The organism is Anaerococcus sp. C0059F3 (assembly GCF_056590475.1).
The window spans coordinates 126611-146976 of the sequence record NZ_JBWPWE010000001.1; the positions used below are offsets into that span (position 1 = coordinate 126611).

Annotated in this window: 18 protein-coding genes; 14 read left to right on the plus strand and 4 right to left on the minus strand. The window is 38.0% G+C overall.

The window, feature by feature from the left end; all coding sequences use genetic code 11:
* Positions 1 to 80: 80 nt before the first annotated feature.
* The gene (locus AC1EJ5_RS00545; protein WP_479813889.1) at positions 81 to 1586 is read right to left on the minus strand and encodes a C69 family dipeptidase; all 1506 of its coding nucleotides are present in this window, start codon (positions 1584 to 1586) and stop codon (positions 81 to 83) included.
* Between the two features lie 272 nt (positions 1587 to 1858).
* Here AC1EJ5_RS00545 and AC1EJ5_RS00550 point away from each other — a divergent pair, with 272 nt between their 5' ends.
* From AC1EJ5_RS00550 to AC1EJ5_RS00570, 5 genes are read left to right on the plus strand one after another with little or no spacing between them, the layout of a single operon-like run.
* On the plus strand, positions 1859 to 3196 hold the full coding sequence (locus tag AC1EJ5_RS00550; RefSeq protein ID WP_308749239.1) for a sugar ABC transporter substrate-binding protein: 1338 nt from the start codon (positions 1859 to 1861) through the stop codon (positions 3194 to 3196).
* A gap of 51 nt (positions 3197 to 3247) precedes the next feature.
* On the plus strand, positions 3248 to 3652 hold the full coding sequence (locus tag AC1EJ5_RS00555; protein ID WP_223418177.1) for a hypothetical protein: 405 nt from the start codon (positions 3248 to 3250) through the stop codon (positions 3650 to 3652).
* A 5-nt stretch (positions 3653 to 3657) separates the two neighbouring features.
* A complete protein-coding gene (locus tag AC1EJ5_RS00560) occupies positions 3658 to 5688 on the plus strand; it encodes a carbohydrate ABC transporter permease (protein ID WP_308749238.1) in 2031 nt (676 codons plus the stop codon).
* 1 nt (position 5689) lies between these two features.
* A complete protein-coding gene (locus AC1EJ5_RS00565) occupies positions 5690 to 6583 on the plus strand; it encodes a sugar ABC transporter permease (protein ID WP_223418172.1) in 894 nt (297 codons plus the stop codon).
* Between the two features lie 4 nt (positions 6584 to 6587).
* Positions 6588 to 7673, plus strand: a complete 1086-nt coding sequence (locus AC1EJ5_RS00570; RefSeq protein ID WP_308749237.1) for a sn-glycerol-3-phosphate ABC transporter ATP-binding protein UgpC — start codon at positions 6588 to 6590, stop codon at positions 7671 to 7673.
* Between the two features lie 70 nt (positions 7674 to 7743).
* Here AC1EJ5_RS00570 and AC1EJ5_RS00575 read toward each other — a convergent pair whose 3' ends face one another.
* The gene (locus tag AC1EJ5_RS00575; protein ID WP_479813892.1) at positions 7744 to 8193 is read right to left on the minus strand and encodes a methylated-DNA--[protein]-cysteine S-methyltransferase; all 450 of its coding nucleotides are present in this window, start codon (positions 8191 to 8193) and stop codon (positions 7744 to 7746) included.
* A 64-nt stretch (positions 8194 to 8257) separates the two neighbouring features.
* Between AC1EJ5_RS00575 and AC1EJ5_RS00580 the strand changes: the two genes are divergently transcribed.
* The 4 genes from AC1EJ5_RS00580 to AC1EJ5_RS00595 all read left to right on the plus strand — a co-directional run bounded on the left by AC1EJ5_RS00580 (position 8258) and on the right by AC1EJ5_RS00595 (position 13307).
* Positions 8258 to 9559 (plus strand): glutamate-cysteine ligase family protein, encoded by a 1302-nt coding sequence (locus AC1EJ5_RS00580; RefSeq protein ID WP_479813894.1) that lies wholly within the window; start codon positions 8258 to 8260, stop codon positions 9557 to 9559.
* Complete coding sequence (gene radA, locus AC1EJ5_RS00585; protein WP_479813896.1) at positions 9552 to 10922, plus strand: DNA repair protein RadA; 1371 nt, start codon at positions 9552 to 9554, stop codon at positions 10920 to 10922. Before AC1EJ5_RS00580 ends, radA begins: the two co-directional genes overlap by 8 nt.
* Before the next feature lie 88 nt (positions 10923 to 11010).
* Positions 11011 to 11385 (plus strand): FMN-binding protein, encoded by a 375-nt coding sequence (locus AC1EJ5_RS00590; protein ID WP_223418161.1) that lies wholly within the window; start codon positions 11011 to 11013, stop codon positions 11383 to 11385.
* Between the two features lie 89 nt (positions 11386 to 11474).
* Positions 11475 to 13307 (plus strand): flavocytochrome c, encoded by a 1833-nt coding sequence (locus tag AC1EJ5_RS00595; RefSeq protein ID WP_479813898.1) that lies wholly within the window; start codon positions 11475 to 11477, stop codon positions 13305 to 13307.
* A 70-nt stretch (positions 13308 to 13377) separates the two neighbouring features.
* On the opposite strand, the gene AC1EJ5_RS00600 is transcribed toward AC1EJ5_RS00595, so the two are convergent.
* On the minus strand, positions 13378 to 14247 hold the full coding sequence (locus AC1EJ5_RS00600; protein ID WP_479813900.1) for an NAD(P)/FAD-dependent oxidoreductase: 870 nt from the start codon (positions 14245 to 14247) through the stop codon (positions 13378 to 13380).
* A 212-nt stretch (positions 14248 to 14459) separates the two neighbouring features.
* On the opposite strand from AC1EJ5_RS00600, the gene AC1EJ5_RS00605 reads away from it, so the two are divergent.
* Genes AC1EJ5_RS00605 through AC1EJ5_RS00615 form a run of 3 tightly spaced genes read left to right on the plus strand, consistent with a single transcriptional unit; the run spans position 14460 to position 17539 of the window.
* On the plus strand, positions 14460 to 15329 hold the full coding sequence (locus AC1EJ5_RS00605; protein ID WP_479813902.1) for a D-alanyl-D-alanine carboxypeptidase family protein: 870 nt from the start codon (positions 14460 to 14462) through the stop codon (positions 15327 to 15329).
* 1 nt (position 15330) lies between these two features.
* A complete protein-coding gene (locus tag AC1EJ5_RS00610) occupies positions 15331 to 16275 on the plus strand; it encodes a type I phosphomannose isomerase catalytic subunit (protein WP_348937342.1) in 945 nt (314 codons plus the stop codon).
* A 1-nt stretch (position 16276) separates the two neighbouring features.
* Positions 16277 to 17539, plus strand: coding sequence for a beta-N-acetylglucosaminidase domain-containing protein (locus AC1EJ5_RS00615; RefSeq protein WP_479813904.1), 1263 nt, complete (start codon positions 16277 to 16279; stop codon positions 17537 to 17539).
* A 31-nt stretch (positions 17540 to 17570) separates the two neighbouring features.
* On the opposite strand, the gene AC1EJ5_RS00620 is transcribed toward AC1EJ5_RS00615, so the two are convergent.
* Positions 17571 to 19013, minus strand: a complete 1443-nt coding sequence (locus AC1EJ5_RS00620) for a nicotinate phosphoribosyltransferase (RefSeq protein WP_311480479.1) — start codon at positions 19011 to 19013, stop codon at positions 17571 to 17573.
* 130 nt (positions 19014 to 19143) lie between these two features.
* Here AC1EJ5_RS00620 and AC1EJ5_RS00625 point away from each other — a divergent pair, with 130 nt between their 5' ends.
* Positions 19144 to 19791 (plus strand): HAD family hydrolase, encoded by a 648-nt coding sequence (locus AC1EJ5_RS00625; RefSeq protein ID WP_479813997.1) that lies wholly within the window; start codon positions 19144 to 19146, stop codon positions 19789 to 19791.
* Positions 19791 to 20249: a PTS sugar transporter subunit IIB gene (locus AC1EJ5_RS00630; RefSeq protein WP_311480478.1), complete on the plus strand. Its 459-nt coding sequence runs from the start codon at positions 19791 to 19793 to the stop codon at positions 20247 to 20249. Before AC1EJ5_RS00625 ends, AC1EJ5_RS00630 begins: the two co-directional genes overlap by 1 nt.
* Positions 20250 to 20366 lie beyond the last annotated feature (117 nt).

Consider the following 20366-nt stretch of genomic DNA (forward strand, 5'->3'; position numbering starts at 1 on the left):
AATCTCCTTTATTTTTTATATTATTATAAGATTTGGTGAAATTTTTGCAAGGGAAAACCCGAGCTCGGCTCGGGAATTTTTTATGCGTCTGACCTTGAAAAGCTGTTTGTCATCTTATTTGATGCCACTAAAAGGACTTGGTCAAGAAGGTCGTCAGTCTCTTTTTGGAGCATTTTTGCGATTTTCTCGTTGGCTTCTTCAAGGATTTCTAGAGAATCTTCTCTTGAAAGATTTCCGCTTATAATTTTCTCATCTGTCTTATAAATCATCTCCCAAGCAAAAGATCCTACTTTTTCTTGGTAACGCTCGATTAAATTTGCAGTATCTGCGAAATATGGGTCGGCAAGGGCTGCAATTATGCGGTTTATCCAGTAGAAAGATTCTGTAGTGACACGTCCTGTAGTATCTCTCAAATAAGCTGGAGTGTTGGTGATGTTTACATAAAATGGAGCCATGGCGTTAAAGGTATTTGAGCCTAGGGCAAGCCATTCTATGGCCTTGATTGGATCTGGCTTATCGGACCTAATTTGTGTTAAGCCTAGGAAATTATTCCTATTTATGCCGATTGGACGGAAGGCACCTGCCTGAGATGTGTCCCCATGTTTTTTGTATGGGTCGTAAGGTGTGCCTTGGAAATGGTGGGAGAGGGCATATTTGATGTCTTCTACAGTGATTTTCTTTTCAGGAACACTTGCCCATGGGATATCGTCATCATCTGGTCTTAGGTCAGCATCTATGCCGTCATAGGTATTTGACATTGGGTTAAAATATCTTTGTAAAACCCAGGCCCTTGGTGTGTTGTAGACATGGTCTGCATCTGAATGGCTACCAAAGGCATCTCTTGGATTTAAACTACCATCAAGGGATAGGTCTAGGTGGTATTTTTCTATAAAGTCCTTAAGGTCAGCTGAACATAAGAAATTCTCACCCTTTCCTAGGGCGTCTTCTAGGTCAAAATAATCAAGGCCTAGTTGGTTTGGCATGATTACATAGGAATCGTCTGGGACACGTCTTGCAATCCAGTGGTGGCCGCCAATAGTTTCTAGCCACCAAATTTCATTTTCATCTTGGAAGGCAATGCCGTTTTTCTCGTAAGTGCCGTATTCTTCTAGGAGGGAACCCAGACGGAGGACGCCTTCCCTTGCTGAACTTATATAGGGAAGGACGATTGAAACAATGTCTTCTTCGCCAATTCCGCCAGGAATTTCTTCCTTATAATTAGCCTCTCCCTTTGTGCCGACAGATTTTTGGTAGACTACAAGAGGGTCTGCGCCGAGGACTCTTTCATTTGAGGTAATTGTCTCAGTTGCAGTCATAGCGACGTTTTTAGCATTGACACCGCAAGCTGCCCAGATTCCTTGGCCAGCTACAGCCTCTGGCATAGCTGTATAGGAAAGAGGATTTTCTGGAAGAGGAATTTCCACCTTTGAAATCACTGATTTATAGACCTTTGGTTGGTCTTCTTTTTTAACAAAAACGAATTTTTTTGCATTATATTGGCCACTTCCAGAATCTTCATTTCTGGCAACTAGGGTTGATCCATCAAAACTTGCTTTTTTACCTACAAGTATGGTTGTACATGACATAGTAATTCTCCTTATATTTTTTATAAACTTTTATATAAACAATGTACCTTTTGCTCAAAAAAATAAAATATTTAAGAAAAAAATTTTTTCTTGCAAAAAAAATAAGAAATGATAAAGGCTCGCAAATGGCGTGGCTTCAACCTTATCTCACAACTTGATAAAACGTTGCAACTCCATAATAGAGAACGATACCGAAAAAGTTTGACAGAATTTTGATAATTAGATATAATGATGGTGTAATAAACGCTTTCATATCATTTTTAGGAGGAAATATGAAAAAAGGAATAAAATCAATAATGGCTTTATCACTTGCTTTTGTTATGGCAGCATGTGGTGGAGCTAAAGATGGCGGAAAAGAAGCTGCTGATACTGGTAAAGAAGCAGCAAATAAGGACGCAAGCGCAAAATTAAGCGTGCAAGTAGAAGAAGCATGGCTTCCACACTACGAAAAAGCAGCAGAAAGAGTTAAGGAAAAATTCCCTAACGCAGAAATCGAATTTAAGACAATGGGAGCATTCGATCACCTAGATATAATCGATGCTACAGACGCTTCAAACGAAGACGTTGCAGACCTATTTGCAATCCCAGCAGACAGACTTTACGGTCTTCACGGAAACGATATACTAGCTGCAATCGATTCTAAAAAACTTGCTGGTGAAATCGGTGGTTGGGATGATTTTGATAAGGGAATCGGCGGAAACTTCAACATTGACGGCGAATATTTTGCTTTCCCATTCAACATTGAAACTCTAATTACCTATGTAAACAAAGCTAACGCTGAAGAAAAAGGTATCGACCTTTCTAAACCAATTGAAATCAATGATGTAGCTGATGAATCAACAGTTCTACTACCAATCTTTGATGCTTGGTACGGTGTTGCAGCAACAAACTCTTCAGGAATCGAACTTTTAGGCAAAAAAGAAGACGGTACACTTTACTCTGACTTCACAAAAGAATGGGATGAGCTTGAACCAGAAAAACAAGCAACAGTTAAAGCCCTATTCGACTACTGGAAAAAACACAACGAAGCAGGAACACAATTATTTGACGCTGATGCTGGTTGGGGATATATCGATGATACATTCAAACCTGGCAAGGGCGGTGTAGCTAGACTTGGTGGACCATGGGATGCAGCTCCTATATCTGAACAAGCTGGCGAAGATAACCTAGAAATCTTCCCAATTAGCCAATTAACATTAGCAGGCAAAGCTCTAACCCACTGGCAAGGTGGATGGGGACTTGCAATGAACGCTAGAATCGAAGAAGATGCTGACAAAGTTGCTATAGCAGAAGCAATGATTGAAGAAATTGTAAACCCAGAATTTGCAGCAGACCTATACAAAGCTACAGGTAAGGTACTTGAAAACGTAAGCGCTGAAACATATCAAGGAATGGATCTTCCAGAAACTGATAAGAAAATCATCGCAGCTACAATCGAATCTTACAAAGAAGCTCCAGCAAGACCACTATTCAAAGAGTGGGGCGATGTATGGGATACCTACAAAAACGCAATACTTTCTTGGAACTCTGTAAAACCAGCTGACGAAAAAGCAGCATACGCAGAATTAAAAGCATCATTTGATTCAATGATGGCAAACTTTAACCATTAAAAAAATGTTAAGGGGCAGGCTTTAAGCTTAGCCCCTTATATTTAAAACAATATGGAAAAAGAAAAACAAAGAAATAAATTTCTACTACAAATACTTCTAATATCCGCAGCAATCATCCTAAACTTCAGCCTAGAAGCAATGATGTTAGCCAAGGACCCAAGTGTTTTTGAAACTATTTCTAAAATTAAACCAGGACTTAGTTATGATGATTTTTTAAATTCAATCATTTTTTCTTTATTTATAAAGGTAATAAATCCCATAACTATATCTCTATACACCTTTTTTACTATTAAAAAATACGGAATCAACAAAACCTATAAGCTATTTTTCGGGGCAATGACTCTTATTTCTATAGTCAACCTATTTTTTTCCTTTAGCCTAGGATCTGTATTTTATTATCTAGGACTTATTCTAAATATTTTCTTACTAATAGTAATAACAAGACAAGAAAGGTAATTATAATGACTTATGAAAAAAGCCTTATAGATAGGAGGGGAGTGACCTATCCTAGGAAAAATCAATATATAATTGATCTTATCGAAGCTAAGGAAAACGGTACTAGCCCTAAATATACTAAAGCAAACCATCCCTACAATATTAAGTTAAAAGAATACGAGGATCAGAAAAAAACCCTTCTAGAAAAAGCAAAAAACGAGGCGAATTCTGATAAAAACCTTCCAGCAGATGGTAAACTAAAAGACCTATATATAGAAAAACTCGTGGCAGAAAAGATGCAGGCCTTCTATGAGGAAAACAAGGACCTATCTTATGAAAGTCTCCTTGATTATAGGCTTAATGAGCTAGATGTCACAGAGATACCAAAAATCTTAGACCACGACCAATTCTTAAAAGATTCCCTAAAAGACGCTGAAGAACGCCAAAAAAACTTGACTCCAGAAGTCATTGCTGAAAAAAGTAAGTTCATTGAGGCTGACAGAAAGGTCTTAAAGGAAAAATACGAACACGACGTAGCTGAAATAGAAGAAGCCTTCAAAGAAGAAAGAATTTCAAAAAAGGCCTACAAGGCTACAAAAGAACAACTAAAACAAAAATTTAAAGACCAAAACTTAAAGATAGACTATAGGAACCCTGAAAGATCAATAAAAGAAGAGATTGAGTCTTACAAATATAAATTAAAAGAAGACCTCAAACATTCTTTAAAAATCCTGGAAGAAGAAAGATCAGATGCTAGAAGAAGGACCCCTGTCGAAGTCGAAAAGGAAAGACCTTTCAAATCCATAATCTCAGCCCCAATCCCAGGAGTCGGCCAACTATTAAACGGCCAATGGCAAAAGGGCCTAATGTTTTTAGTAGGAGCCTTGTTTATATTCTTAATAGCAATTCCATATGCCCTTGGCTTTGGAAACTACCAAGGACAAGGTATAGCAGGTCTTATTTCCCTAGCCCAAGGCGGCAAAAGACTTGATAGGTCAATTATCTTTATGATAGAGGGCATCTTAGCCCTAGCCTTTGTATGCATAGCCCTTGCAATCTTTATAGGATCATTCTTGGATGCCTATAGGACAGAAAAGGGAGAAATTCAAGGCATAAGACCAAACTCATACTTTGAAACAAAAAAATACCTAAGAACTGATGGATTCCCATACTTAATAACCTCACCAGCTCTGTTGGTAATCATCTTTATAGTAATTGTTCCAATAGTAACAGCCATCCTTATTTCCTTTACAAATATGGACCCACAACACCAAAACAAATTCGAGTGGGTAGGACTTGCTAACTATGTATCCATAGCAAGAGGACAAGGTATAGCAGGTAAGGCCTTCTGGCATATATTCGGTTGGACAATTATGTGGACAATACTAGCTTCTACACTTGCAATTGTATTGGGCTTCATCTTTGCCTTAATGGTCAACAACGAGAGAATCAAAGGCAAAAAGTTCTTTAGAACTGTTTACCTATTGCCATGGGCAATACCAGCCTTCATCACAATCATGTTCTTCTCAATAATGACCAGCCGTGGCGGTGTAATAACAGAAGCTGTAAACAACTTGTTTAACACATCTTTAGATATTAAAAACAACACAGTTCAAACCAGAGCTGCCCTAGTGCTACTTCAAGGTTGGTTGGGACATTCTTATATATTCCTACTTACAACTGGTGTACTTCAAGCTATACCAAAGGATTTATATGAAGCAGCAAGCATAGACGGAGCAACAGGTTTCCAAAGGACATTAAGAATAACAATACCTTTGGTACTTTTCCAAATATCTCCAATGCTAATCAACCAATACACATTCAACTTTAACAACTTCTCAATAATTTACCTATTTAACGGCGGTGGCCCATTCAACCCACAAGTCTACGGTAACTTAGCGGGATCAAGTGATATTTTGATTTCATACATCTACAACTTGACTATGAACAGTCAGTACCAGGCTATAGGAGCTGCGATTACTGTATTTATCTCAATAATACTTATAATCATTTCCTTCTTCGGCTACATGAAATCATCAGCCTTCAAGGAGTATTAGTATGTTTAAGAAAAAGAAAAATAAAGACCTCTACCTATCAGACCTTCAGCCACTTACAGCTGCAGGCAAGGTAGCTTTGACAATATCCTACCTAATCTTATTTATATGGGCTGCAATTATCCTAGTACCCCTAGTAATCATGGTTGTATCATCATTTAACGGCAACCAAGGCCAATATATATCAATGACAGGAGACTTTGTCTTCTCAGTAAATAACTTTAAGTACTTGTTTGAAAAAACACAGTTCTTAAGATGGGTAGTAAATACACTAAAAATAGCAACAGCAACAACAATCCTTACCCTGATTTTTGTATCTTTTACAGGTTATGCCTATTCAAGATTTAGATTTAAGGGCAAGAAAGCAAGTCTTATAACCATAATGCTAGTTCAGATTATCCCAGCCTTTGCGGGAATCACTGCCTACTACGCTATCCACACAATTGTTTCGGGTGTAGTTCCAGTATTTTCTCGTCCAATGATGCTAATTTTAATCTACTCAGGTGGGGCAATAGCAGGTAACACCTTCATCTTAAAAGGTTACCTTGATTCTATTTCCCAAGAGCTTGACGAGGCTGCAAGGATAGACGGATGTTCAAACTTCCAAGTTTATAGGCTAATAATCATGCCACTTGCAAGACCAATGCTAGCAATCATAGCTCTACAATGCTTTATAGGACCATTTCTTGATTACATGATGCCAAAAATACTCTTGACAAATCCAGCAGATTACACCTTGGCAACAGGCCTATTTACACTAATATCAGACGTTAGAAATATGAACCAACCGGCCTTTGCAGCAGGCGGCTTCTTATCAGCCATCCCTGTTATGCTTCTCTTCTTGTTCCTACAAGATGAGCTAGTTGGAGGATTGTCATCAGGTGCAGTGAAAGGATAAAATAATGAGAGTTAAATTAGATAATTTAGGAAAAAAATATGAAGGTAGGGATAAATTTACCATCAGACACATAGATCTAGACATCAAAGACAAGGACTTTTGTGCCATCCTAGGACCATCTGGTTGTGGTAAATCAACCCTAGTAAGAATGATAGCGGGCCTTAACTCAATAACAGAAGGTACCCTATATTTCGGTGATAAAATAATGAATACAGTAGAGCCAAAGGACAGGGACATCGCAATGGTATTCCAATCCTATGCCCTCTACCCACACATGACAGTATATGATAACATGGCTTTCTCTCTAAAAATGAAAAACGAGAGAAAAGAAGTCATCGACCAAAGAGTTCAAGAAGCGGCAGACATCTTACAATTAAGAGACTACCTATATTCTAGACCATCAGACATCTCAGGTGGTCAAAGACAAAGGGTGGCCCTAGGACGTGCGATCGTTAGAAAACCATCTGTATTCCTTATGGACGAACCACTTTCTAACCTTGACGCCAAGCTTCGTGAACACATGAGAGTTGAAATCGTAAGGATACACAACCAGCTTGAAACAACCAGCTGCTATGTAACCCACGACCAAACAGAAGCAATGACTATGGCAACAAAAATCATCCTTCTTGACCAAGGTAAAATCCAACAAGTAGGAGCGCCAACAGAATTCTACCAAAGACCAGAAAACCTCTTCGTAGCAGGATTTATCGGATCTCCAACTATGAATATCATAGAAGGAAAGATAGAAAATGGCATGTTTGTCAATAATTCAGGCCTTATGAAAATAAGGGCAAATGACAAAGACGCTGCCATCCTTAAAAACTATGAAGGCAAGGAAGTTTCTCTAGGAATCAGATCAGAAAGATTTATCCCAGGTGAACACGAATATAACTCTGTAACAGGAACAATAGAAGTTATAGAAATGCTTGGTAAGGAACAAATCATCTACGCAAAGATGGACGACGGAACTGAACTTGTAGTAAGCCAACCAGGCCACTTCGAATACAGAATAGGCGAAAGCCACACCTTTAGCCTAGATCCAGAAGCCCTCCACTTCTTTGACGGAGAAACAACAAATAGAATTAACTAAAAAAGAGAGTCGGATGTCCGACTCTTTTTTGTGTTAGGAAATATCAAAAATTTCTCCTATAAGGGAAAATTTATCCTTCGATTTTTAATAGTTTTCTTTTTATTTCCCTGTCATAGGCAAAGCCTCCTAGGAATCCGTCTGCTTTTATTACCCTGTGGCAGGGGATTATTATTAAAAAAGGATTTTTGCCAATGGCTGTTCCTACGGCTTGGGTGGCCTTTGGCCTTCCTATGGCTTTTGCGATTTCTTTATAAGATGAAGTTTTTCCGTAAGGAATTTTCAACAAAGCTTGCCAGACTGATTTTTGAAAGGCGGTGCCTTTTGGATCTAGGAGGTCAAGCTTATCGAAAGTTTTTCTTTTTCCTTCAAAATATTTTAAAAGCTGGTCTTTAAAAATGTTAAAAAGCTCATTTTCTTCGCTATTTTCATCAATTTCATCCACCAATTCAATTTTCCTTATCTTTGCCTCATAGGAAATTTTTATTATTCCTAGGGGACTTTCAAAAAATCCGTATTTCATAAGTCCATTATACCATGGTTTATTTGGCAAATATTCGTATAATGATAAGAGTAAAGGGGTTATTATGGAAAGATTAGAAAAAATTCAAAAAATTGTAGATTTTATTAAGTCTGGCGAAAAGAACGAAAAGGACTTTAGGCTGGGCTTTGAAATAGAGCACTTTGTAGTAAATAAGGAAACTTTGGAGAGCCAATCTTTTTACGGCGAAGACGGGATTGGGGAAATCCTAAAAGACCTAGTCGACCTTGGTTATGAAAAAACAGACGAATCTGGCATGGCCTTTTCTGATGGTAATGTTGATATCTCAATAGAACCTGCTGGCCAATTCGAACTTGCCCTAAGGGCTAAGACTATGGTAGATGACCTTTTTGAAGTTTATAGGACCCACATGGAAAGACTTATCCCTCTTTTTGAAAGAAGAGGCCTGCTTTTGGTGACCCTTGGCTACCATCCAAAAACTAAGATTGACGATATTAAGATAATTCCAAAGGCTCGCTATGATTTTATGTACAAATATTTTGAAAAATACGGCGGAGAGTATGCCCATAACATGATGAAGGGGACTTGCTCTATGCAGTTGGCTGTGGATTATAAAAATGAAGAAGATTTCAAAAAGAAATACTTTTTAGCCAACGCCCTCAGCCCATTTTTGTATTCAGTCTTTGATAATGCCCTAATTTTTGAGGGAGAAACCTACATTGACAGAAACCTAAGGCAAACAATTTGGGAATACACAGATAGGGACAGGACTGGTCTTTATGACTTTGCCTTTGATTCTGATTTGTCATACGCAAAATATGCTGAGAAAATCCTTGATACTCCAATGATTTTTATGCCAAGTGATGATGGGGAAGCCTATGTCGGAAGAAAGACCCTCGATGAACTAATGACCGAGGAAAATGCCGACGCCATGGTTAACCACGGAATTTCCATAGTTTTCCCAGATGTGAGAGTTAAAACTTATATGGAAATCAGGATGCCTGATAATATTCCATATCCTTACAATATGGCGGCTGCGGCTTTGATAAAGGGAATATTTTTTGTTGACGAAACTTTTGAAAAAGTTTACGAATTGTTCCAAGATATGACCTATGACGAGGCTCAAAAGCTTAAAAACAACGCTACTAGGATGGGGATTTTCGCCCTTTATCAAAATGTGGAAATCTACCAGCACGTCCTAGATATAATCGATATTATTAGGCCAGTTCTAGACGAAAGTGAAAATAAATATCTTGATGAACTTGAAGCTATGCTTGATTTTGGCATTGTTCCAAGGGATATTTTTGCAAAAATTTATAAGGACGATCCAAAGAGGGCCGTTTACGAATTTTCTGTAAATAGGTTTGTTGAGGCAAACAATGGCTAAGGTCAAAAAAGCTTACGAATGCACTAATTGTGGCCATATCCAAAATGTTTGGGCTGGCCAGTGCCCATCTTGCAAAAAGTGGGGAAGCCTTGTAGAAACAACAATCAAAGAAGAAAAGGCCGGCAAAAAAGTTATCCTCGATGAAGATAATAAGGCTAAAAAGCTAAAGGAAATTGAAATTAACGAGTCGGAGAGAATCCACTCTGCCTATGAGGAATTTGACAGGGCAGTGGGCGGAGGACTTGTCCGTGACTCAGTTTCAATACTTACAGCTCGCCCAGGTGCAGGAAAATCTACACTTTTATTACAATTGTCAAAATCCTATGCCGACGAGGGACTCAAAGTCCTTTACGTTTCGGGAGAAGAAAGCGAAAGCCAGATAAAATCAAGGTCACAAAGAATTATGAAAGACGAACCCAAGAATCTTTGGATCCTTTCTACCAATTCCATGGACCTTGCAATTAAGGAAATAAAGGCAACTGGGGCTGATATTGTAATTTTAGACTCCATTCAGACTTTTTCCCTCCAGGAATTTGACAACAAGCAGGGCTCACCTACCCAGACAATTGAGGTGGCTGGTAAGGCTGTTGAAATGGCCAAAAATCCAGAAAAGAAGCGTGCCTTCATCATGGTCGGCCACATGACAAAGACAGGGGAAATGGCAGGGCTTCGTACCCTTGAACACTTAGTAGATACAGTTCTAATCCTAGACGGCAGTCCCGATGAAGACCTAAGAGTTTTAACATCAAGCAAAAACAGGTTTGGAAGGACAGGTGAGATTGGGCTTTTTTCAATGGATGAGGAAGGCTTAATAGAAATCACAAATCCTAGCGAATATTTTATAACCCAAAGAGATAGCGAAATCGAAGGCTCAGCGATTTCTGTGACAAAGGAAGGCTCAAGGCTCCTTGAAGTTGAGATAGAATCCTTAGTTTCAAAATCCTTTATGCCTTATCCGCAAAGAATAGGCGATTCCCTAAGGAGAGATGACCTAAATACCCTTATTTCAATTCTCCAAGAAAGGGCGGGTCTTAATTTATTTGATATGAATGTTATAATCAAGACCACAGGTGGGCTAAAACTTTCAGAACCATCTGTAAACCTTGCTATAATCATGTCTATCGCTTCATCTTACTTGAAAAAACCAATCTCAGACAAGGTCGTTTTTATAGCCGAAGTTGGCCTTACTGGCGAACTAAAAAAAGTGCCCCAGGCCAAACAAAGGGTCAAGGAACTTGAAAGACTTGGCTATGACAAGGTTTATTTGGCTAAAAATTCCCTAGTTCAAAAGGATTTTAAAGATATGAAAATAATGCAAATGGGCAACATCAAAGAGGTCATTAAAGACGTCTTTGGGGCCTAGGTCAGGAAAAACCTTGAAATTTACCAGAATTTATGGTATATTTTTCTAGTAAACATAATTCAAACAGAATTTTTACAAGGAGAGTAATATGAAAAAGAATATATTTTTAGTTGGAGCTCTTGCTCTAGTACTAGCAGCTTGTGGAAACTCAGCTGAAAAACCAGCAGAAGAAAACGCACAAGCACCAGCAGCAGAAGAAACAGCTGAAAAAACAGGTACAGCTACAGCTGCAGGTTACGGTGGAGACATCAAGCTAACAGTTACTATGGAAGGCGACAAGATCAAAGACATCGTAGTTGATGAACACAGCGAAAGCGAAGGAATCGGTGCAGATGCACTTCCAGAACTAGTAGAAGCTGCTAAAAATGCAAACGGAACAGAATTCGACAACGTATCTGGCGCAACAGTTACAAGTGAAGCATTCAAAGCTGCCCTAAAGGACGCAATGGACGCTGCAAAATAAGAAAATATGAGATTTTTAAAAGGCTATCTTCGGATAGCCTCATATTTTGTTTTAATTTGCCTATAGAATATAATTAATGAGGAGTACATATGAACAAATATAAGTCACTAGCAATGGCTCTTGCTATGGCAATGGCACTTTCCGCTTGTGGAAATACTGCTACAAAGCCAAAAGAAGAAACTAAAGAAGAAGTTAAACAGGAAGAAACTGCTAAAGATGAAAAAGAAACAGAAAGCACTACAGATATAGCTACACTTTCTGGTGATTTTGAAGGTACAGCTAAAGGCTACGGCGGAGATATCAATGTTAAAGTAACTATGGAAAATGGCGTAATTACTGGTATTGATGTAGATCAAAAGGAAACAGGTGCTGTAGGCGGAGCGGGAATTCTTAGAATTAAAGAAGAGGTTATTGCAAAAAATACTACAGACCTTGACAATGTCTCTGGAGCAACTATATCATCAGCTGCATTTTTATCTGCAGTTAACAATGCTATAAAAGAAGCTGGAGCAAATCCAGAAGACCTAGTAGCAAAAGAATCTAAAGAAGATAGACAAACAGAAATAACAACTGATACAGTAGTAGTAGGTGCAGGTGGAGCAGGTCTTTCTGCAGCTATCCAAATGGCCCAAGACGGTAAAAATGTCACTGTAATTGAAAAAGCAGGCATCACAGGTGGTAACTCATCTCTAGCATCTGGCGGCATGAATGCAGCTGAAACAAAACTTCAAAAAGAAGAAGGAATTCCAGATACAGTAGAAACATTCGTAGCAGATACTATGAAGGGTGGCCATGACAAAAATAACAAGGAATTAGTTGAAAAAATGGCAGCAGAATCATCAGAAGCTGTTGACTGGCTAGAAGAATTAGGTGCACCACTTAAGCAGCTAAAATTCTCGGGTGGTCAAACAGAAATGAGAACCCACGCACCAATTAATGACGAAGGAAAATCAATACCTGTAGGTAACTATTTAGTTCAAAAACTTACTGAAAAAGCAAAAGAACTTGGCGTAGAAATTGTCTATGACGCAAGAGTAGAAAAAGTTCTTATGGAAGATGGAAAAGCTGTTGGTGTTGAAGCAGCTTATAAAGATGGCGAAAAGCTAAAAGTCAACGCTGGTGCAGTTATAGTTGCAACAGGCGGTTTCGGTTCAAACCAAGAAATGATTGAAAAATACAACCCAGACCTAAAGGGCTATGTATCAACAAACGCTAAGTCTATCGAAGGTGACGCTGTTAAATTCTTAGAAGAGGTTGGGGCAAACTTCATAGATATGGATCAAATTCAAATCCACCCAACTGTAGTACAAAAAGACGGATCACTAATTTCTGAAGGTCTTAGGGGAGAAGGAGCAATCCTTGTAAACCAAGACGGAAAGAGATTTGTAAATGAACTAGAAACAAGAGATTTTGTATCAAAAGAAATTCTAAGTCAAAAAGACCCAGCAGCTTGGCTAATAGTTGACCAATCAATGTTTGACCAATCTGCAACAATTGCTAAGTATTTCGACAAGGGACTTCTAACAAAATGTGATGATTATAAGGCTCTAGCAGAATTAATTGGCACAGACGAAGAAACTATCAAAGAAACAATAGAAAACTGGATTGAAACAGTTAAAAACAATGAAGATAAGGAATTTGGCAGAAAAGGAATGGAAGAAACAAGATCTGACCTATCAGTTGCTCCTTATTATGCAGTTCAAATCTCACCTGGTATCCACCATACAATGGGCGGGGTAGAAGTAAATACAAATTCTGAAGTCCTAGATAAAGACGGCAATGTTATCCCAGGCCTATACGCAGCAGGCGAAGTTACAGGCGGCATCCACGGAGCTAATAGACTAGGCGGAAACGCTGTAACAGATATAATAGTATTTGGTAGAAATGCTGCAAAACACGCAGAAGAATATCTTCAAAAATAACTATTAATAAAAACTAAAATAGGACTCCCTTATCCAAAGAGGAATAGGGAGTCCTATTTAATTGAAAATTTTACTTGCTTGCCCTTATACCAGCAAGAGTCCCATCAGCAACTGCTGTGGCTATTTGTTTTACATCTTTAATCCTAACATCTCCTGCAAAAAACAAGCCGTCTACTTTTGAGCTTATTTCTTCATCAAGGAAGGTATTTTTAACTTGACCTAAATCCTTAACTAGGTCTGTATTGCCGTTTTGGCCGATTTGAACATAGATTTCTATGCCGTTTTCATCTTCGATGACACAATCATCAAGGATGGCCTTCACACACTTATTATCCTTAACTTCAATATCTTTAAGGCTTGATGATGTGTGGACTTTTATCTTTTCTGAAGCCTCGATTTGCTTTTTAAATTCATCGATGCAAAGAAGGGCATCCTGGTTTTGGACGATGTGGACTTCTTTGGCAAATTTACCTATATAGAGAGCTTCCTTGCTTGCTCCGTCTGATCCACCGTTTACAATTACAGTTTTCCCCTTAAGGCTTTCTTCATTGCCATATGGCCAATGTTTTATCTCAAAGCCCTTATAATCAATATCAAGCTCTTTTAAGTGAGAACCTGCTGCATAGATTAGTTTTTTACCTTCATAGGTATTTTTATTTGTTTTTACAAGGAAAAAGTCGTTTTTTTTCTCAATAGATAGACATTCTTCGTAGGTCACATCAATCTTTGAAAAGGCGAGTTGGTCTTTTAGTTTTTGTGAAAAATCCTCGCCGGATTCATTATCGGCAAGGCTAGCATAATGACTAACTTTGGAAACATGGCTAATTAGGCCACCTACCCTATCTTTTTCTAGTAAAAGTAGGTCCTTGCCACGAGCCTTCGCATATAAGGCTGCGCTAAGGCCGGCAGGGCCTGCTTCAATTATAATTATATCTTTCATTTTTTTCACCTCATATTTACTATCTGATATAAATTATCAATTGCAAGTAGTGGGAAAAGTTTTTTTATATTTTTTTCTATGATTTTCGGGGACAAGCTAGCCGCTAAAAATCATATCTAATAAGCTTTAAATTTGGCAAAATTTTAAGCTTTTATAAAAAGGCTTACAAAAGATTTAATTATCTAAATTCGAATTTGGTGTACAATAGAAGTATGAAAAAGATTAGAAATTTATTTATAATTGCCTTAGTTTTGCTTATAGCAGTTTTTGTCAGCTCTAGGTTCAAAAAAGAGGCTGAAGATGAAAAGTTTATATCAAAAGCGGTCTACCTTTACAATTTGACTGACGATAAGGAAGTCCTTTCTAAAAACGAAAACGAGAGGCTTCCAATGGCATCTCTTACAAAAATCATGACTGTAAGGGTGGCCCTAAAACACATCACAGATTTGGCGGCGACTGCCCCAGTTGACACTGATGCCTATCACAGGGCTATTGACATGAATGCCTCAATGGCAGGCTTTAGGGGAGGTGAAGCCACATCTTATAGAGATCTTTTGTATGCAACCATGCTCAAATCTGCTGGTGAAGCTGCCGATAGTCTTGCCATAAATATTTCAGGTTCTATGGATAATTTTGTGGCGATGATGAACCAGGAAGCAGAAGATTTGGGCCTTAAGAATACTTCCTATGCCAACGCTGACGGCATGGATGATCCAAAAAATTACCAATCGGCAAAAGACTGCGCCATGCTTATAAAAGATAGCCTAGAGGACGGCAATTTCAGGGCAATTTTTACAAAAAGAGACTTTGTGACAAGGCCAACCCTTGACCATCCCGACGGAGTCTATCTTGAATCGACAGTTTTTAGCCATCTGAAAAAATACAATCAAAATGGATTTGAGATAATAGGCGGCAAGTCTGGAACAACCGACAAGGCCGGCCTTTGTTGGGCAACTCTTGCAGAAAAAAATGGCAAGGAATATATCCTCGTTGTCATGGGTGTCCCTTATGATGACATAGACAACCTAAACGACAACCATATAGAAGAAACATTGAGGATTTACGAAAGTATAGGAGATTAAAATGGATAAAATTTTATTTTTAGAAGGCAAATTTTCAGAAAAAATCTGGGGCGGATCCAAATTAAAAGACCTTTATTCTTACCAAATCCCATCAGATAAAACTGGGGAATATTGGGCTATTTCAGGCATGGAAGGGGAATCGTCTGCAATTTTAAATGGCGAATTTAAAGGCAAGTCCTTAAGGGAAGTTTATAAAGATAAGCCAGAGCTTTTTGGCAATCCTAATGAAAAAGAATTTCCACTTTTGGTAAAAATAATTGATGCGGCAGACGACCTATCAATCCAAGTTCACCCTGACGATGAGATGGGGGCTAGGCTTGAAAATTCAAGGGGCAAGACCGAGTGTTGGTACATTTTAAATGAAAATCCAGCTTCGATAATTTTTGGGCTCAAAGTTGATTCTAAAGATGAGGCCATAAAATTGATTGACGAGAGAAAATGGGATGAGCTTTTGAAGGAAGTTCCTACAAAAAAGGGTGACTTTTTCTTTGTAAGGGCAGGCACAGTCCACGCTATCAAAAAAGACTCCCTAATCCTTGAAATCCAACAAGCTTCAGACATCACCTACAGGCTTTATGACTACGATAGGAGGGACGATAAGGGAAATCTCAGAGATCTTCACTTAGAAAAATCTAAGAAAGCCATCAAAATTATTGACCAAGAAGACCAAATCCAAAACTTGTCCGGCACAGGCTACGAGGGAAGAAATTTAACTTCCAATGAATATTTTGAGGTAAGGGAATTAAAAATAAATAGCCAAGCTAAGTTTGAAAGACAAAATCCATATTTATTGGAATCTTTAATTGAAGGGGCCGGCGAGATTGAAATTGACGGAAAAGTCTACCCAATCAAAAAGGGAGATTTTTTCCTAATAACAAATTATGCTAAGGACTATAAAATTACAGGCAAGCTTACAATAATAGAAGCAAATCCAGTGGAGAAATAAGATGAAGAAAGGCATAATTGAAGGCTTTTACGGTATCCCTTGGACTTTTGACGAGAGAAAGTCTATGATAAATTTCCTAGCTGAAATTGGCATGGACCAGTACATTTATGCTCCAAAAGACGACCCCTACCACAACAAAAAGTGGCGTGGGCCTTACCCAGCAGAAGAAATTGCGAAAATCAAGGCCCTCGCAGACCTAAGCGATGAAAAGGGTATTGAATTTACTTGGGCCATCCACCCAGGCCAAAATCCCTTCGATTTTGATTCTTACGATGAAGAAATTGGGAAGATTTTCGCTAAATATAGTCAATTAATAAGTGTTGGAGTCAAGTCTTTTGGCCTATGTCTTGATGATATTGACAAAAATCTCGCCTATGAAAAAAGATCTTACCATATGAAATTAATAAGGGACTTGGCTGATTTTGTGGAAAAGGAAACAGGAAATCATCTTTATTTTGTCCACCCTTGGTACAACGACGCTTGGATAGACGAAAAAGGTTTTGAATACGAAGGCCTTTTGAAGGACATAAAAAATGTCAACCTCATGTGGACTGGCAGCCAGGTTGTAGATCCAATCAATCACAAGTCAAACGAAGATTTTTTCAAAAGAACTGGCAAAAAGCCCTATATTTGGTTTAATTGGCCGGTAAATGATTATAAGCCAGAAGAAATTTTTTTGGAAATTTTTGAGTTTTACGATTCAAGAGAGATAAATTTCGACGGATTTTACCTAAACCCAATGAATCAGGCAGAAGCTTCAAAAATATCAATTTACCAGGCAAATCAATATTTGAAAAATCCAGACAAATACAACCCTGAAGAAGCTTTTAAAAAAGCAGTCAAAAACCTAGAACTAGGCGCTTTTGAAGATTTGATAAAAATCGCTCCAAGCCTTTATGGGTCCTTGGTCTACCAAAGGACTGAGGATAAGAAATTTACAGAAGATATGGATATTAAAAAAGCCTTTGAAGAAAAAAACACAGGAATCCTTAAAAAATTACTGGAAGAAAAAATAAAGGCAACAGAAGCTTACCAAAAAAATCATTCAAATGAATCCTTATACAAGGAAATAAAGCCCTTTGTAGTAAGCTTAAAAAACCTAGCAAGTGCAGTCTTATCAAAGCTTGAAGGAAATAAAAGCCAAGCTGAAAATTATTATAAAAATGCAAAAAATATAAAAATCCAAGTCCTAGGCGAAAAGGGCTTAGAAGAGATAGATGTCAAAACCAGTGAGGTTTTGGAAAAAATTTACCAAAAAATTTAACAAGCAAAAAGGCAGCCCAGGCTGCCTCTTTTTATTTAGATTTGGCTTCTAAAATTAATTTTTGTTTCAAATTCCAAAGTTTTTGGGAAAGGTCAACGTAATAATTGTGTGGGGCGTCATACCTTTTTACCTCATCCCATAGAGATGCAACTTCCTCTTTTCTGTAGGCTGCAATCTCGTCAAGGCTTGGCTCGTCATAGACAAGTTCGCCTTTTTCAAAGATTTTAACTTGCATCTCTCTAGCCTTGTAATTTTTCATTTTTTTCATCTTCCAGGTGAAAAGTGGGTCGAAGATTACAAGTGGTTCGGAATCGTCAACTTCCTCATCTCTTAGGGCAATATAGTCAGCCTCAGCCTTGCCAGTTTCAGCATCGTAGAGCCTGTAGACCTTCTTAAAGCCTGGTGTTGTAATTTTTTCTACATTTTCAGAGACTTTAATTTTCGCCTCAAGGTCTCCGTCTTTTTCAATAGCTACAAGCTTATAAACTCCACCAAAAACAGGGTCGGACTTGGCTGTAATTAGCCTTTCTCCTATACCAAAAGAGTCGATTTTTGCTCCCTGGGCAAGGAGAGATTCAATTTTAAATTCATCTAGGGAATTTGATGCGACAATCTTAAAGTCCTTAAAACCATTCTCGTCAAGCCTTTTTCTGACTTCCTTAGAAAGGTAGGCCAAATCGCCTGAGTCAATCCTAACTCCGCCTGTAAGGCCCTTTGGGACAAGTTCTTCCTTGAAAACCTTCATGGCATTTACAAGGCCAGATTCAAGTGTGTCGTAGGTATCGATTAAAAGTATGCAGTTATTTGGATACATTTTTGCATAGGTTTTAAAGGCTTGGTATTCAGAATCAAAGGCTTGAATCCAAGAGTGGGCCATGGTTCCAGATGCCTTAAAGCCATATTTTTTGGCTGAATAAGTGTTGGATGTAATTGGGGCACCCGCGATGTAGGCTGCCCTTGCTCCAGTGATTGAAGCATCGGCTCCCTGAGCACGTCTGGCACCAAATTCCATTACAAGCCTGTCTCCTGCAGAGTTTACAATCCTATTGGTCTTAGTTGCAATTAGTGAATTAAAATTCATTGACAAAAGCAAGTAGGTTTCAATTATAGAACACTCTATGATTGGGGCCTTGACTGTTACAATTGGCTCTCCTGGAAACATTACTGATCCTTCAGGAAAGGCATAAACGTCGCCTGTAAATTTGAAATTTCTTAAATATTCTAAAAATCCTTCAGAAAAACCACCCTGGGCCTTGAAATATTCAATGTCTTCGTCAGTGAAATGAAGGTTTTTGATATAGGAAATTATATCATTAAGACCTGCAAAAATCGCATAGCCACCTCCATCTGGGTTTTTCCTGTAAAAGGCGTCAAAGACGGCGATTGTATCTTTCATTCCGTTTTCATAATAACCATTAGCCATAGTAAATTCATAAAAATCGCTAAGCATGGTTAGGTTTCTAATTTCTCTCATAAGCTCCTTCTTATTTTCAGTTCATTTTCTTACCAATATTTATACCCTAAAAGTCAAAACTTTCTTTAAATATTTACCTATAGGCAAATTTCCAAAGAAAAGTACAATGATAGAAAAAAGCGAGGAAGATATGTATATATTTGATATAGACGGTACCTTGTTATACACAATAGATACCATAACTTATTTTATAAACCAAACTCTAAAGAAATTTGAATTGGAAGCTTGCCCAAAAGAAAAGGTCGAAGCTTTTGTTGGAAATGGCCCAGTTGTCCTTTGCGAGAAGACCCTTGACTATGTTGGGGCTCCTAAGGACGAAAAGTTTAGGAAAGATTTCTTGGATTCTTACAACAAGGCCTACGACGATAATCCTACCTATCTTACAAAGGCATATGATGGTGTGAAAGAAGCCCTTGATGCGCTAAAGAAAACGAGAAAACCCTTAGTTTGTTTTTCAAATAAACCAGATGAAACATGCAAAAAAGTCATTCCTGTTGTTTTCGGAGAGGGATATTTTGACGATATCTTAGGTTATAGGGAAGATTACAAAAGAAAGCCATCACCAGAAGGAATTATTATCCTAAAGGAAAAGTTTGGGGCAGATTTTTCTGATATAATTTATTTCGGCGACAGCGAAGTCGATATGAAATGCGGGAAAAACGCCGGAATTTTCACTGTTGGAGTCTCTTGGGGTTTTAGGGATAGAAAAGTTCTTGAAGATGCAAATCCTGACCTAATAATTGATGACCCAAGCCAAATGCTTCTTAGGAGGGCTTAATGGGAAAAATTACTCTCGCGAGAATTGATTCGAGACTTGCAAATGGCAATGTTGTTGAAGATTGGTGCGGAAAATACGGCTTAAAAAAAGTAATCATCGCCAATGACAGGACAGCGACCGATCCTATTAGAATTGAGGTCATGGACCTTACAGTGCCAGATTTTATTGAATCGACTTATTTAAAAGTAGCAAATGTAAAAGATTTTCTTGATAAAAATGAGGGAGAGTATTTTCTCCTTATTGAAAATACGGGAGATCTTGAAAAAATAATTGATTCAGGTGCCCAAATTACAGAAGTAAATGTCGGAGTAATTCACCTTTCAATCGGCAAAAAATCTTTGACAGAACTCGTGGCTGTGGACGACGAGGATATGAGAATTTTTGAAAAAATCAAAAACACAGGGATAAAAATTTTTATAAAAACCTCAATAAATGATAAAGAAGAAAAAATAATTTAATAAAAAACCAAAAATTTATCAAAAAATCAATTTTCAACCTTGACAAGGTTGATTTTTGTAGTAATAGATGTTATAATTAGATGAGTTAAGGTTAAGTTTGAGGGGGAAGTTTTACTT

Coding starts and splice junctions, on each gene's coding strand:
- AC1EJ5_RS00630 (WP_311480478.1), top strand. CDS start 19,791: ATGGGAAAAATTACTCTCGCGAGAATTGATTCGAGACTTGCAAATGGC.
- AC1EJ5_RS00615 (WP_479813904.1), top strand. CDS start 16,277: ATGAAGAAAGGCATAATTGAAGGCTTTTACGGTATCCCTTGGACTTTT.
- radA (WP_479813896.1), top strand. CDS start 9,552: ATGGCTAAGGTCAAAAAAGCTTACGAATGCACTAATTGTGGCCATATC.
- AC1EJ5_RS00575 (WP_479813892.1), bottom strand. CDS start 8,193: ATGAAATACGGATTTTTTGAAAGTCCCCTAGGAATAATAAAAATTTCC.
- AC1EJ5_RS00555 (WP_223418177.1), top strand. CDS start 3,248: ATGGAAAAAGAAAAACAAAGAAATAAATTTCTACTACAAATACTTCTA.
- AC1EJ5_RS00565 (WP_223418172.1), top strand. CDS start 5,690: ATGTTTAAGAAAAAGAAAAATAAAGACCTCTACCTATCAGACCTTCAG.
- AC1EJ5_RS00545 (WP_479813889.1), bottom strand. CDS start 1,586: ATGTCATGTACAACCATACTTGTAGGTAAAAAAGCAAGTTTTGATGGA.
- AC1EJ5_RS00620 (WP_311480479.1), bottom strand. CDS start 19,013: ATGAGAGAAATTAGAAACCTAACCATGCTTAGCGATTTTTATGAATTT.
- AC1EJ5_RS00625 (WP_479813997.1), top strand. CDS start 19,144: ATGTATATATTTGATATAGACGGTACCTTGTTATACACAATAGATACC.
- AC1EJ5_RS00610 (WP_348937342.1), top strand. CDS start 15,331: ATGGATAAAATTTTATTTTTAGAAGGCAAATTTTCAGAAAAAATCTGG.
- AC1EJ5_RS00560 (WP_308749238.1), top strand. CDS start 3,658: ATGACTTATGAAAAAAGCCTTATAGATAGGAGGGGAGTGACCTATCCT.
- AC1EJ5_RS00550 (WP_308749239.1), top strand. CDS start 1,859: ATGAAAAAAGGAATAAAATCAATAATGGCTTTATCACTTGCTTTTGTT.
- AC1EJ5_RS00570 (WP_308749237.1), top strand. CDS start 6,588: ATGAGAGTTAAATTAGATAATTTAGGAAAAAAATATGAAGGTAGGGAT.
- AC1EJ5_RS00595 (WP_479813898.1), top strand. CDS start 11,475: ATGAACAAATATAAGTCACTAGCAATGGCTCTTGCTATGGCAATGGCA.
- AC1EJ5_RS00580 (WP_479813894.1), top strand. CDS start 8,258: ATGGAAAGATTAGAAAAAATTCAAAAAATTGTAGATTTTATTAAGTCT.
- AC1EJ5_RS00600 (WP_479813900.1), bottom strand. CDS start 14,247: ATGAAAGATATAATTATAATTGAAGCAGGCCCTGCCGGCCTTAGCGCA.
- AC1EJ5_RS00590 (WP_223418161.1), top strand. CDS start 11,011: ATGAAAAAGAATATATTTTTAGTTGGAGCTCTTGCTCTAGTACTAGCA.
- AC1EJ5_RS00605 (WP_479813902.1), top strand. CDS start 14,460: ATGAAAAAGATTAGAAATTTATTTATAATTGCCTTAGTTTTGCTTATA.